The 13,635-nt window shown below is 65.9% G+C and carries 10 protein-coding genes; 4 read left to right on the plus strand and 6 right to left on the minus strand.

From position 1 onward, the window contains the following. Positions 1-14 precede the first annotated feature (14 nt). The 6 genes from cydB to U5805_RS00280 all read right to left on the minus strand — a co-directional run bounded on the left by cydB (position 15) and on the right by U5805_RS00280 (position 7,990). The gene (gene cydB, locus U5805_RS00255; RefSeq protein ID WP_322101420.1) at positions 15-1,025 is read right to left on the minus strand and encodes a cytochrome d ubiquinol oxidase subunit II; all 1,011 of its coding nucleotides are present in this window, start codon (positions 1,023-1,025) and stop codon (positions 15-17) included. A gap of 12 nt (positions 1,026-1,037) precedes the next feature. Beyond that, on the minus strand, positions 1,038-2,480 hold the full coding sequence (locus U5805_RS00260) for a cytochrome ubiquinol oxidase subunit I (protein WP_322101421.1): 1,443 nt from the start codon (positions 2,478-2,480) through the stop codon (positions 1,038-1,040). A gap of 179 nt (positions 2,481-2,659) precedes the next feature. Beyond that, positions 2,660-3,205 (minus strand): four-helix bundle copper-binding protein, encoded by a 546-nt coding sequence (locus tag U5805_RS00265; protein WP_415914514.1) that lies wholly within the window; start codon positions 3,203-3,205, stop codon positions 2,660-2,662. Positions 3,206-3,807: 602 nt separating this feature from the next. Beyond that, positions 3,808-4,563 carry a substrate-binding domain-containing protein gene (locus U5805_RS00270; RefSeq protein ID WP_322101422.1) on the minus strand — a complete coding sequence of 252 codons (756 nt, stop codon included), beginning with the start codon at positions 4,561-4,563 and terminating at the stop codon, positions 3,808-3,810. Between the two features lie 363 nt (positions 4,564-4,926). Beyond that, complete coding sequence (locus tag U5805_RS00275; protein WP_322101423.1) at positions 4,927-5,922, minus strand: DUF6492 family protein; 996 nt, start codon at positions 5,920-5,922, stop codon at positions 4,927-4,929. Between the two features lies 1 nt (position 5,923). Next, complete coding sequence (locus tag U5805_RS00280) at positions 5,924-7,990, minus strand: hypothetical protein (protein ID WP_322101424.1); 2,067 nt, start codon at positions 7,988-7,990, stop codon at positions 5,924-5,926. A 247-nt stretch (positions 7,991-8,237) separates the two neighbouring features. Between U5805_RS00280 and U5805_RS00285 the strand changes: the two genes are divergently transcribed. The 4 genes from U5805_RS00285 to U5805_RS00300 are packed head-to-tail and all read left to right on the plus strand — an operon-like array spanning position 8,238 to position 13,618. Beyond that, on the plus strand, positions 8,238-8,954 hold the full coding sequence (locus tag U5805_RS00285) for a polysaccharide biosynthesis/export family protein (protein WP_322101425.1): 717 nt from the start codon (positions 8,238-8,240) through the stop codon (positions 8,952-8,954). 14 nt (positions 8,955-8,968) lie between these two features. Beyond that, positions 8,969-10,318 (plus strand): hypothetical protein, encoded by a 1,350-nt coding sequence (locus U5805_RS00290; RefSeq protein WP_322101426.1) that lies wholly within the window; start codon positions 8,969-8,971, stop codon positions 10,316-10,318. Next, entirely contained in the window at positions 10,296-11,975 is a 1,680-nt protein-coding gene (locus U5805_RS00295; RefSeq protein ID WP_322101427.1) for a glycoside hydrolase family 44 protein, read from the plus strand. Before U5805_RS00290 ends, U5805_RS00295 begins: the two co-directional genes overlap by 23 nt. Continuing rightward, complete coding sequence (locus U5805_RS00300; RefSeq protein ID WP_322101428.1) at positions 11,972-13,618, plus strand: hypothetical protein; 1,647 nt, start codon at positions 11,972-11,974, stop codon at positions 13,616-13,618. The genes U5805_RS00295 and U5805_RS00300 overlap by 4 nt, the downstream gene beginning before the upstream one ends. Positions 13,619-13,635 lie beyond the last annotated feature (17 nt).

A 13,635-nucleotide genomic window follows, 5' to 3' on the forward strand; every position in this document is an offset into this window, starting at 1 on the left:
ATGGATTGCGGCGCTCAGTGATAACCGGCTTCGCCGAGCCTCACCTTGCCGCGAAACACGTAATAACTCCACGCGGTGTAGACGAGAATGAACGGCAGAATGAACAGCGCGCCCACGAGCGAGAACAACTGGCTTTGCGGCGGCGCGGCGGCATCCCACAGTGAGATCGACGGCGGAACGATGTGCGGCCACAGGCTGATGGCAAGCCCGCTATAGCCGAGAAAAATCACCATCAGCGTAATGATGAACGGCGTGACGGTGTGGCGGTGCGCGAGCGCATGCAGCTTCGCGAAGAAACCCAGCACGAGCAGCACCGGCACGGGCGCGAAGAACACGAGATTCGGCATGGAAAACCAGCGCTGCGCGATGGCCGAATGCGCGAGCGGCGTCCACAGGCTCACGAGCGCGATGGCGGCGAGCAGCGCCCACGCGAGCTTCACGGAAAGCCGGTACATGTGCTGCTGAAGTTCGCCCTCGGTCTTCATGATGAGCCACGTGCAGCCGAGTTGCGCATACGCGGCGAGCAGCGCCAGGCCGCAAAAAAGCGGAAACGGCCGCAGCCAGTCGAGGCTTCCGCCCGCATAGGCATGGTCGCGCACCGGCAGGCCGTCGATGAACGCGCCCAGCACGACGCCTTGCGCGAACGTCGCGACCAGCGAGCCGCCGATGAAAGCGAGATCCCAGAGATGACGGCGGTTGTCGTGCGCCTTGAAACGAAACTCGAACGCCACGCCGCGAAAGATCAGCCCGATCAGCATGACGATGAGCGGCAGATACAGCGCGCTCAGCACCACCGAATACGCGAGCGGGAACGCGCCGAACAAACCCGCGCCGCCCAGCACGAGCCAGGTCTCGTTGCCGTCCCAAACGGGCGCGACGGTGTTCATCATCACGTCGCGCTCCTCCTTGTCGCGCACCGTGAAAAACAGCAGGCCGATGCCGAGATCGAAGCCGTCCATCACGACATACATCATGATGCCGAAGGCAATGATCGCGGCCCAGATCAACGTGATATCGACGCCCATGCGCGGCTCTCCTCAATGCGCTTCATCGTTGGACCGGGTGCGGCCGTCCACGTCATCCGACGCCGCCGAAAGCGGACGCGCGGGCGTACGCGCACGGCCCGCGCCGCCATGGCGCACGCGTTCGCCTTCGTGCGGCTGCGGCCCCTTGCGCACGAGCCGCAGGATATAGACGAGTCCCGTGCCGAACAGCGCGAAATACACCACGACGAACAGGGCGAGGCTCAGGCCCAGTTGCGCGGCGGGCGTGGGCGAGGTTGCGTCGACGGTGCGCATCACGCCGTACACCACCCACGGCTGCCGCCCGACTTCGGTCGTCACCCAGCCCGCGAGCAAGGCCACGATGCCCGCCGGTCCCATCCATTGCGCGAAGGCGAGAAATACGCGCGACGTATAGAGCCGCCCGCGCAAGCGCAGCACGAGCGCCCAGATGCCCATGAGGATCATCAGCACGCCCATGCCCACCATGAGCCGGAAACTCCAGAACACGATGGTGGAGTCGGGGCGGTCCTCGGGCGCAAACGATTTGAGCGCCGGTATCTGGCGCGTGAGGCTATGCGTGAGAATGAGGCTGCCCAGCACCGGTATTTCCAGCGCGTAGCGCGTTTCCTCCGCCTTCATGTCGGGCCAGCCGACGAGCACGAGCGGCGAAGGCTGCCCCGGCACGTTGACCCAATGCCCTTCGATGGCGGCGATTTTCGCGGGCTGATGCTCGAGCGTATTGAGGCCGTGCTGATCGCCCACCACGGCCTGAATGGGCGCGACGATCACGGCCATCCACATCGCCATGGAAAGCGCGGTGCGAATGGGCGCGTTGTCGTTGCGCCTGCGTAAATGCCAGGCCGCGCACGCGCCCACGAAACAGGCGGTGGCGAGAAACGCCGCGATGGCCATGTGCGCGAGCCGGTACGGGAACGAAGGGTTGAAGATCACGGCGAGCCAGTCCACCGGCACCGCGCGTCCGTCGATCACGCGATAACCTTGCGGCGTTTGCATCCAGCTATTCGAAGCCAGTATCCAGAACGTCGAAATGAGCGTGCCCAGCGCCACCATCGCCGTCGCGAGAAAGTGCAGGCCGCGCCCCACGCGGTTCCAGCCGAACAGCATGACGCCGAGAAAGCCGGCTTCCAGAAAGAATGCCGTGAGCACTTCGTAAGTGAGCAGCGGCCCCGTGATGCCGCCCGCGAAATACGCGAACCGGCTCCAGTTGGTGCCGAACTGCCATGCCATCACCACGCCCGACACCACGCCCATGCCGAAGTTGACGGCGAAGATCTTCGACCAGAAATGGTAGAGATCGCGGTACGCCTCGCGTCCCGTCTTGAGCCACAGCGCTTCCAGCACGGTCAGGAAACTCGCGAGCCCGATCGTAATCGCCGGAAAAACAATGTGAAAGCCGATCGTGAACGCGAACTGGATGCGCGCGAGGAAGAATGCGGTCGTAGCGTGAGTGTCCATGCGGATTCGCGGTGTCGTGGTGCGGGCCGGCGCGCTACGCGTTCAGCGCGCGCCGCGCGGGTGTTGACTGGCTGGTGCGGCGGTTTGCAAACATCGGCGCATCGCCCGGCTTTCACACACTATCGCTCGAATCGGCCATCGGTGCGCCGGACGTGCGCCGCACGAACGCGGTCGCACGATCAAAGGGCACGGCAGGCCTCGGCGCAAGCGCGGCATGCGTCGGCGCAGGCTTCGCAATGCGTCGCGTCGTGGCGGCCGCATTCGTCGGCGCAGGCGTCGCAAAGCCGCGCGCAAAGATTGCAGAAGTCGCGCGCGAACTGCGTCTGCCGCGCGAGCGCCGCCGCCGTCATCCGGCAAAAGGCCTCGCAGTCCAGATCGAGGCGAATGCACTTTTCCATCTGCGGCAAATGACCTTCGGCGATACACGACGAATAGCACGTCGCGCAGGCGGCGGCGCATCGGTCCAGCGCCGCGAGACAACGCTCGTACTGTGCATCGGGCGCATCGGACGCACCGAGCGCATCGGACGCATCGGGCACGTCGGCGCCGCCGCGCGTGCCGGCATGACGCCCGGCTTGCGAAACGCGAAACGTTTCCGGGCCGCCCGGTTCGTCCATCGAATTGACGTTGCCTGTCGATGTCATGATGCGTTCCCCCGAGTGGATGATCGTCGTGCAACGCGCACCCTGCATACCCGGCCGATACATGGTCGCAACGCGGCTCATCGCCCTTCATGGCCCTGTTTGGCCCTGTTTGGCGCGCACGTCGAACGCGGCAAGCGTGGCTGCATGCATTACGGCAATGCCGGTAATGTGCGGTGGAAATTGCAATCGCTGAATTTCGACGGAAACGGCGCTCACACGCCGTAGCGATGGCGTGCTTACGATGCCGACTATCGACGCATTCGATCTCGTGCCGGCAAGCTCGATACGACCCGGCCAACGGCAATCTTGCTTCGGCGTACGTGGGCGACGAAGGACAACTGCCTTAACGGCGATGCCCGCTTCGGCGTTCGACGCGTTGGCGTAACGATCGGTCGATAAAAAGAAGCCCCGCACGAAGCGGGGCTTAAACAGGTATGGATAACCTGGATCAGTCTGTCGAGCACGGGGTCGTACTCGACACCTGAAGCTTGAACGCAAAGCCGCATCACGGCGATAGAAGGAATTCGAATTTCGCGCCTGAACTACGCGTTCGCTGCGATCTCGCGATACTTCCCCGCATTCGTTGCCGTTTCGTCGGGCTTCGAATGAACGCGTCATTGCAGCGTTGCCGCGCGCGAGACCTTCCCGCCGGCAAGCCGTCACGCGCGCCCGGGCGCTTCCCGTCACGCGCGCCTGGGCGCTTCCATGCCGTGACGTGCGCGAATCGCGTCGTTCTCCGGCGCGGCCGCGAATGCGAGAAACGCGGCCGCTTGCGCACGGCGCGCGGCCGAAAGCGCGGACGTGCAGGCGGCCGCGAACACGGTCACACGCTGCACCGAGTCGGGCAGCGCCGCCACGATCTCCACGCCTTCCACGTTCACGAGTTCGCTCACCTGCTGAAGCCCGAGATCGACTTCGCCTTGCGCGACGAGCAACGCTACGGGCACGCCGGGACGCGCTTGCACGAGCCGCGCTTCCATCTCCTGCGCAATGCCCCACCGCTCCAGCAGCTTCGAAAGATGCGTGCCGCTCGGCCCCGTGGAATAGCCCACGCGACGCGCGGCAAGCACGGCGGCACGCACGGCGGCGTCGCTGCCCAGCTCGGGAGGCGGCGTGCCGCTGCGCACGGCGAACGCAATGCCGGAGCGCGCGATGTCCACGCGCGTGGCGAGATCGACATGGCCTTCCGTGCCGAGCCGCACGAGCGCATCGTCGGCGAGCATCACGATATCGAACGCCTCGCCCGCCGCCACGCGGCGCGCGGCCTCCACGCCGCCGACCGATTCGATCAGCACGGGTTCGCCGCCCTGCGCTTGCCACGCTTGCGCGAGATCGGCGAGCACGAGCCGCGTCGCCATCGACGAAATGCCGCTCAACGGCAATGGCGAAGTGCGCGGCGCCTGAGCCGCGAGTGACGATGGTTGCGTGTTACGGTTCATCAAGGTTCATCCTCGATCAGTCAATTCGGTGCCGGTTACGACAGCGGCACGACACGATAAGTGACTTCGAGACAAAGAATCCACAGCGGGTTAACCCAGCATGAACGCTTGAATACACCCTGAAATACCGGCGATTCCAGGCTTCGGCAACGCAAGGCGCCCGCTGCGCGCCGCCTTGCCAGGAGAGCGCACGCGCGCGCCGCGCGAGTCTCGCGGCCGGAGTCCGATAATTAAATCGAATGCCGTATGAAAGACTTCGCAATCGGCGCGCGATGCGATGCGCGAGAAAGGCTCGTTAAAGCGAATTACCCGCGCGGACTTACCCGCGAACTTACCCGCGCGAACTTACCCGCACCGCAGGACTTACCCGCGCAGCTTGCGCAGCAGTTTCAGGCCGCGGCGCGCGACGGCCGAATAGAGTTCGGCGCCCTTGAGCGCGCGGTCGACATGGCGCTCGTACGGTTGAAGCGTGATGGGAAAATACGGCGAAAGCTTTTCCACCACGCGCTGCGGCGAAATGTGCGTGTTGCTCTGCACGACCGCGAACATGCCGTCGCTGTCGGCCGCGAGATGGCGCGACTCGCTCCAGCCTTCCATCTTGTCGGCGAACCAGACGCTTTCGTCGGCATGCAGCGCGCGCTGCCCCGGCTTCGGCGTGACGTGGTACTGGTCGAGCAAGCCCTCGCGTTCGGCGTTGAGCCAGTACAGCGTGTACTCGGTCCAGTCGACCATGTAGTTCGCGAGCAGCACGCGCCGCCACTCGGTGCCGTGGACGGCTTCCAGGCGCCGGTGCAGATTCAGGCACAGCGTGCGCGACAAAATGGCCGGCGTCCACCAGATGCCGCTGCGTTCGAGTTGCGGGTCCACATCGAGCAGTTTGGCCGAAGCCTCCCAGTAATACGGCTCGACCGTGCGCGGTTGCAGGTGCGTGAGCGCCTTGCCGTCGACGATCAGCGAAGCGATATCGAACGCGTGCGTGGCGAAGCAATCGGGATCGAGCACGAGAAAATACTCGGTGTCGATCAGCGCCGGCGCATAGAGCTTGATGATCTGCTGACGATGCCAGTTGCGAATCTGGTGGCGCTGCGAATACTCGGCGAAAACGGCCATGTGCTCCGCTTCGTCCACCACTTCGATCGGAAAGTCGGACCATGCCTTCGCATAGCCCTTCACCTCGTCGATTTCCTCGTGCGGCACCACGATAACGAAGCGGTGAAAAATGCGCGGATTCGTGAAGTGGCGCAGCGAAGAAAACAGAATGTCGCAGCGGCCGATATTGTCCGCGTAATGCCGTCCCCGCGTCTTGATCGGCAAGATGGCGCTGATCTGAGGCGTCGCGCTCTGAGTGTGGTCCGGCATATCAGAAGAATCGGTAGATGAAGTCGGGAATGTAGCCGCGCCGATGCGTCAGGGCGATGCCGATGAGGTTGCCGCCCGCGTCCTGAATCTGCTCCTTCAAGCCGACGATGACGGGCTTGCGCGAGACTTCCGCACGCACGGCCAGCAGCGTGGCGTCGGCGAGCGCCGCGTTTTCGATGCCGCCGAACGACTGGCTCGCGGGCGGCGCATGCACCACCACGTAATCGTGCGCCGCGCGCAATGTGTCGAACAGCGCCGCCGTCTGCTGCCACGACGAGGGGAAGCCGCCGCCCTTCGGCCGCGCCACTACCACGTTGTGGCCCATCACGTGCTCGTACGCGAGGTCGTCGCAAGGCGCGGCGGGCTCGCCGCTCACCTCGCCGCGCTTCGCCGCAAAACCGGGCCAGCCCGCGTTGGCATACAGCGACGCTTCGTCGCCCGAAGCCACGTCGAGCACGAGAATGGGCCTGGCCGAGCGATGCTCGAGTTCGACCGCAAGCCCCTGAATGACCGACTGCAAGCCGTCGTTCTTGCCGAACGAAAGCGCCATCACCACTTTCGAGCCGGCTTCCGTGCTCGCGTTGATCGCGGCGATCATGCGGCCGTAGGCGAGATGCGTGGGCCGCTCGGGCGCGCTCGTTGCGCCCGCGGCATTCGCCGCGCCGCGCCGCGCGCCCACCGTGATCGGCGCATTGAGCACCGGCAGCATGAGCGAGCGCTCGACTTGTTCAGGACTCAGGAACGTTTCGCGCAGCGAAGCCATGACCATCACCACGAGCGCCGAGATCAGCAAGCCGGCGGCCACGCTCGCCGCGACGATCAGGCTGGCCGGCACGCTGCGCTGCGAAGGCGGCAGCGGCGCCTGGATCACGCGCACGTTGGTGCTGTTCACCTGGCTCACCTGGCCTTGCTGAATGGTGGCCTGCTCGACCTGGCGCGCGCGGTCGCGGTAGCTGTCCGCGAGAATGTCGCGGTTCGCCGTCATCTGGCGCAGCTTGCTCGAAATGTCGCTGAGGTTGCGCAGTTGCGCGCGCGCGCCCTTGATCTGCTCGTCGAGCGCATGCTCCAGCGCCGTCTCGCCCGAAATGCTCGAATTGAGCGTGGCAAGACGGCCCTGCACGACGTCGTAATACTCGTTGTGGCCGACGCGCGTGGCCGTGGTCATCTGCTTCTTCTGACGCGCGATGCTGGCCTTCATGTCGGCGATCTGCTGATCGAGCTGCTGCACGAACGGCGAGCCGGCCAGGTAGCGCGACGCGAAATCGGCGCGGCGCGTTTCGAGCTGCATCAGCGAAAGCTGCATCACGTCGAGCGCGTGCGCGGCCTCGGAGTCGTCGGTGTAAATGGTGATGTCCGGCTTCACGCCCTTCGACGAATTTTGCAACGCCTTCAATTCGCCACGGTCCTGCGCGAGCTTCGCGTCGTTTTCGAGGCGGCGCTGCACGAGCTGGCTTTCGAGCAGCACGGCGCGCGAAATCTGGTCGTCGATATTGACGATGCCGTGCGACTTCTGGAATGCGAGCAGCGCGGCGTCGGCGTTCTTCAACTGCTGCGAAACGTCGTCGCGCTGGCCGGTGAGGAAGTCGAGCCGCCCCGAAGTGAAAATGGTGGCGCGGCGGCGAAAGTATTGATCGAGCAGCGAGGCGATCGCGCTCGCGGCCACTTTGGGATCGGAATCGTAATACGTGATGTTGATCGTATTGGCGAGATCGTTTTGCTCGATATGCAGCCGGTGCTCGAAGTCCTGCAATTGGCTGTCGATTTCTTTTTCGCTTGCGTTCGGCCCCAATTTCGAAATCACCACGTCGCGGTGAAGTTCAGGGCTCCCAAGTATTTCCGCTTCCACGCTGTCGAGCTGACCGATGGCCGGCTGCACCCCCGCGTTGCCGTTGGTGGTGTTGGACTGGTCGTAATAGTTGGCGAGCAGCACGAGCAGCGTGGCCTGCGCGCGATACGGCATGGGCACGACGATCGCCACCGCGAGACCGAGTGCCACGATCGAGAGAAATACCGATACGGCAATCTTGCGGTAATAAAAAAGCGTGTTGAGATAATCCCGTATCGTCACGTCGACGACTGCTGCTTTGCGTGCGGGCCTGGTTCTAGTCGTAATAACCATATAGGTGTGGTTTTAGGCCCACAAGCGTGATGCCGAAGGCGCATATAATACGTAAGAAAACATTGGTTTAGTTCTTCCTTTCCATAAATTTCGCGTTGGCTTCGCCGGGGTTGAAAAACTGTCCCCGGCGCGCAACACTTCGCTGTTAAAACCGGCAGTAAAAACATTAAGCCAACGCTTTATGCCACGCGCCTTCATGACCACTTTCCGCCCGGCGCTCGTGCTCGCGCTGCTGACGCTGACCGCCTGTAGCCGCACCTGGGTCGAGCCGCAATATCAGCAGGCCGGCCGCTTCGCGACGTGGACCGACGCCACGCCCGCCGTCTACCGCATCCTCCCCGGCGACGACCTCACCGTAACGCTGCCCTTCAACGGCGAACTCAACTATCACGGCCAGGTCGCACCCGACGGCACGCTCAGCATGCCGTTCGCGGGCACGCTGCCGGCCGCGGGCCTTTCCATCGCGCAACTCGCCGCCGCCGTGAACAAGGCGCTCGCCGACAACGGCATTTCGGCCAACGCGCACGCCGCCATCGGCATCGTGCAATCGGGCGGTCACATTTACGTGGGCGGCCAGGTCGGCAAGCCCGGCGAAATTCCACTACGCACGGGCATGAGCGTGATGCAGGCGATCATGTCCGCGCAGGGCCTGCTCGACACCGCGCGCAGCAACGAAGTCGTACTGATTCGCCGCAGCCCCGACGGCCGCCCGATGCTGCGCACCGTCAATCTCGACTCGCTCACGCACCAGGGCGACGCCAGCCAGGACCTCGTGCTGCAAGCCTCGGACACGATCTTCGTGCCGAAGTCCTCGGTGGCCGAAGTCGATCAATGGGTCGACCAGTACATCACGCGCGTGCTGCCCTTCAACCGCAGCCTCGACTACAGCATCAACAGCAACCCGTACCCGTAACGCCGGCGTTCGACATGGCTACCCCTCCTTTAACGGCAGATCCGGCGCGAAATTCAGTCGCCGGTTTCTCGGCCGATCTGGCGCCGGTGTTTTCGGGCGCGCCCGCGCGCCGCGCCACGCTCTGGCTGCTGGTCGCGCTGCTGCCCCTCTTCGGGCAAACGTTCCACTACATCAGCGACATCAAGCCGCTCTGGGCGCTCTCCAAGGCCTTTCCCCTCCTCTCGCTGCCGGCCGCATTCTGGCTCGCGCGCGAGGAGCGCTTTCCAATGGCGCTGCAAGTGGTCCTCGGCTTCGGCTGGCTCGTGCTCGCGCCCAGCTTCGCCTCGGTGGTGTATTTCCACGAAAGCTTTTTCACGAGCATCACGGCGCAGGTGAAACTGCTGCCCATGCTGTACTTCTTCTCGTTTCTCGCGGTGCTGCTCGCGGCGAAGCCCACGCTGGCCGAACTCGAACGCGGCTTCGTCATTCTCGGCGCGGCGGTCACGGTCACGCTCATCGTGTTCTGGGCCGTGGTGCCCAATAGCTGGTATCAAGGCACGTACGTGAGCGGCCAGGCGCCGTTCTTCAGCGCCGACAATCGCGGCCACCGCATCCGCATGTCGATGTACTTCCCGATCATCGTGCTGTTTCTCTGCTACCGGCGCGCGTATTTCGAGCGCAGCCTGCGCTATCTGCTGGGCGCGGCCGTCGCGTTCGCGGTCACGCTGCTGATCGTGAAAACGCGCGCCATGGTGATCGGCATCACGGGCGTGCTCGTCCTCAACACGCTGCTGTGGTCGCGCCCGCTCGTGCGCCTCGGCTTGCTGCTGTGCGCGCCGTTCGGCCTCGCGGCGATGTTTTCGGCGGGCTATCTGGCCACCACATTCAGCACCGGCGCCGACACCGGTTTCGACACGCGCCGCATTTCCATCGAGATCGCCACGCGCTTTCTGGGCAGCGACCCGCTGCGCTGGATCTTCGGCGTGGGCACCATCAGCCCCACGAGCCACGACAGCCTGATCGACTACTTCCATCATTTTTTCTTTCTCGCCGACATCACGTGGCTCGGCATCGTGTTCGAGTACGGCTTGATCGGCGCGCTCATCATCCTGTTTTTCCAGTTGCGCGGCCTGCACTTCTACCGCCGCCTGCGCGCCCAGGTGGACGACGATTTCCTCGGCTCGCTGTTCGACTACCTCGTCTACATCCTGCTGATTTCGGTGTTCTATCCGCCCACGCTCACGCCCGGCGAGACGGCCGTGATTCTCGCGATCTTCGCCTACGTCTGGCGCGCGGGCAGGCTGCACGACGCTCACGAGCCGCAATTCGCGGCGCAACCCCGCTTTCAACCCCGGAGCGCCGATGCCCCGCTCGAAGCGCATTAAGCTGTTGCCCACGCTCGCCGGCGCGGCGCTGCTGTTCTCCGGCGCGGCCGCCTGCACGGACGCCGCCTCGGGCGCGCCGCTCGCGGTCACGATCGGCATCGACGCGGCCGCGAATCGTCACGCCATCAACCCGCTCGTCTACGGCGTCAACTTCGGCACGCAGCGCACGCTCGCCGACCTGCGCGCGCCGCTGAACCGCTCGGGCGGCAATAGCGCCTCCGCGTACAACTGGCGGCTCGACGCGCGCAACGCGGGCAAGGACTGGTATTTCGAAAGCCTCGCCGTCAATCCCGGCGACATCAACGACCAGTTCGGCGAGCGCTTCGTCGCGCTCACGCAGGCGGCGGGCGCCACGCCCATCGTCACCATTTCGATGCTCGGGCGCGTCGCGAAACTCGGGCCGCAGCGCGAGCGCCTCGCGAGCTTTTCGATCAAGCGCTACGGCGACCAGCCCAATCACGACGTGGACGGCGACCCCGACGCCGGCAACGGCGTCGCGGCGGGCGGCAAGCTCATCGCCGGCAACAACCCCGACGACGCCACCGTGCCCGACGACCCGCAGAGCCAGCAGGCGCGCGTGGCGGCGCTCGTCGGCGCCTTCGGCGGCGCGAACGCGGGCGGCGTGCGCTACTACGCCATGGACAACGAGCCGAGCCTCTGGCACCTGATCCATCGCGACGTGCATCCCACGGGCGCGCACGCCCAGGAAATCGCCGACAAGGTGCTCGCCTACTCGCGCGCCGTCAAAGCCGCCGACCCGCACGCGCAAGTCGTCGCGCCCGAGGAATGGGGCTGGCAAGGCTACTTCTACAGCGGTTTCGACCAGCAATACGGCGCCGATCACGGCCTCGACCACGCACCCGACCGCGCGAACCAGACGCAGGGCCTGCCCTACGTGCCGTGGCTGCTTTCGCAATGGAAGGCGGCCGGGCATCCCGTCGACGTATTCAGCCTGCACTTCTACCCGCAGGGCGGCGAATACAGCGAAAGCGGCGTGGCCGGCTCGACCGAGATCGCGCTCAAGCGCAACCGCTCCACGCGCGACCTCTGGGACCGCGGCTACAAGGACCCCACGTGGATCAACAGCGTGGTCGCGCTGATCCCGCTGATGCGCCAGTGGGTCGACACGTACTACTACCCCGGCACGCCCATCGCCATCACCGAATACAACTGGGGCGGCGACACGCTGATGAACGGCGCGACGGCGCAGGCCGACATCCTGGGCATTTTCGGGCGCGAAGGGCTCGACATGGCCACGCGCTGGGGCACGCTCGATCCGTCGATGCCGGTGTACAAGGCGTTCAAGCTGTACCGCAACTACGACGGCAACGGTTCGGCGTTCGGCGCGACCAGCGTGGCGGCGAACGCGCCCGACCCGGATACGGTCGCGGCGTTCGCGGCGCTGCGCGACGACGGCGCGCTCACGGTGATGGTCGTCAACAAGCAGCTCGACCGCCCCGCCGACGCCACGCTCGCGCTCGGCCACTTCGCCGCGGGCGGCGCCGTGCAAACGTGGCGGCTCGCCGAAAACCGCATTGCGCGCCAGCCCGACGCCACGTATGCGCAAGGCGCGCTGCGCGCCACGCTGCCGCCGCAAAGCGTCACGCTGTTCGTGCTGCGCGGCGCGGCGCAGGACAAGACGAAGGCGCCCGCGTGAGCGCCGCGCCCACGCCCGCCGGCCCCGGCAGCGGCCCGAATGCCAGCCCGAATGCCAGCCCGAATGCCGGCCCGAACATCGGCCTGGAGAACGAAACGGATAGCGAGCCAGGTAGCGCCTCGGGCAACGCCCCGAAAAACACCTCGATCGTTCGCGGTTCGCTCGTGAGCCTTGGCGTGCGGCTGCTCGATCTGCCGAGCCGCTACGGTTTCCACTTGCTGATCGCGGCCATGCTCGGCGTGGTCGAGACCGGCAACTTCTATATCGTTTTCAGCACCATGGTCGCGCTCGCCGGCTTCGGGCGGCTCGGCATCGACCAGGCGCTCACGCGGCAGATCGCCATGGACGTGGCCTCGGGGCGCGCCGCCGCCGTGCGTCCCACGATCCGCCGCGCGCTCGCCATCGTGCTGCTCGCCTCGGTAGCGGTTTCGGCGCTGCTGGGCGCGGGCGCTTTCGCTTTCGCCGATCACGTCCTCAAGAAGCCCGCGCTCGCGTGGCCGCTCGTGCTGGGCGCGCTCTCGTTCGTGCCGCAGAACCTTGGCGCGGCGCTCGCGGGCGCGCTGGCCGGGCTTCAGCGCGTGGGCTTCAGCCAGATGATCTATTCGTGGCTGTGGCCCGCCATCTTCTGCGCGGCCGCCATTCCGCTCGGGCTCGCGGGCGGCATGACCGTCGCCAACACGCTCGTGCTGATCGCCGCGAGCTTCGCGCTCACCGCGCTCGCGGGCGCGTGGCTGCTCAAGCGCTTTTTGCGCGAACTCGCAACCGGCGGAAGCGGCGGGAGCAGCGGGAGCGGCGGAAGCGGCGGGAGCGGCGGGAGCGGCGGAATCGGCGGCAGCGGAAGCGGTGAAATCGGCGTAAGCGGAGGAATCGGAAGATCCGGCGCAAGCGGCGTAAGCGGCGTAAGCGGCGGAATCGGTGAAATCGGTGAAATCGGCGTAAGCGGCGCAAGCGGCGAGGCCGGCGCGCCGGCGCTCGAAGCCGCGCATCTGCTCAAGCCGGGCTTGCCGCTCTTTACGCTCGAATTCACCAAGCTGCTCATCACCTCGGCGCCCGCCATCGTGCTCGGCATCGTTGCCTCGTCGCGCGAAACCGGGCTGTTCGCGCTCGCGTGGCGGCTCGCGCTCGTCATCAATCTGCTGATCAGCGGCGTGACCGGCATGGCCGCGCCGAAGTTCGCGAGCCTGCACGCGCGCCGCGACCGCGAGGGGCTGGAGCGCAGCGCGGCGCAGGCGATCGGCATCGTGGTCGCGCTCGCGCTGCCCGCCACGCTCTGCATGCTGCTGTTTCCCGAACGCCTGCTCGCGCTGTTCGGCCCCGGCTACGGCACGGGCGCGGCGGCGCTGCGCGTGCTCGCCATCGGCCAGATCGCGGCGGCGTGCTTCACGGCCATGCCCGAACTGCTCGGCATGACGGCGCACACGTCGGTGCTCTATCGCATCAACGTGTGTTCGGTGGCCGTGCTGCTGGTCGGGCTTGCGGTGCTCGCGCCGTTCGGCGGCAGCGTCGGCGCGGCCGTGGCCGCTTCGCTCGCGATCGCCGTGAACGGCGCGATGGCCGCGTGGGCCGCGCACCGCTTGCTCGGCGTGCTGCCGTTGCGCGCGCTATGGCTTTCGGCGATGGCGCGCGTCAAGCCGCGCGCGTGACACGAGCGCTTTGAAGC

It is taken from the genome of Paraburkholderia sp. J41, from assembly GCF_905220235.1.
Taxonomy (GTDB): domain Bacteria; phylum Pseudomonadota; class Gammaproteobacteria; order Burkholderiales; family Burkholderiaceae; genus Paraburkholderia.

Bases quoted from the DNA above. Each gene is read 5' to 3' on its own strand.
- U5805_RS00285 (WP_322101425.1), top strand. From the start codon at position 8,238: ATGACCACTTTCCGCCCGGCGCTCGTGCTCGCGCTGCTGACGCTGACC.
- cydB (WP_322101420.1), bottom strand. From the start codon at position 1,025: ATGGGCGTCGATATCACGTTGATCTGGGCCGCGATCATTGCCTTCGGC.
- U5805_RS00265 (WP_415914514.1), bottom strand. From the start codon at position 3,205: ATGAGCCGCGTTGCGACCATGTATCGGCCGGGTATGCAGGGTGCGCGT.
- U5805_RS00290 (WP_322101426.1), top strand. From the start codon at position 8,969: ATGGCTACCCCTCCTTTAACGGCAGATCCGGCGCGAAATTCAGTCGCC.
- U5805_RS00270 (WP_322101422.1), bottom strand. From the start codon at position 4,563: ATGAACCGTAACACGCAACCATCGTCACTCGCGGCTCAGGCGCCGCGC.
- U5805_RS00275 (WP_322101423.1), bottom strand. From the start codon at position 5,922: ATGCCGGACCACACTCAGAGCGCGACGCCTCAGATCAGCGCCATCTTG.
- U5805_RS00260 (WP_322101421.1), bottom strand. From the start codon at position 2,480: ATGGACACTCACGCTACGACCGCATTCTTCCTCGCGCGCATCCAGTTC.
- U5805_RS00295 (WP_322101427.1), top strand. From the start codon at position 10,296: ATGCCCCGCTCGAAGCGCATTAAGCTGTTGCCCACGCTCGCCGGCGCG.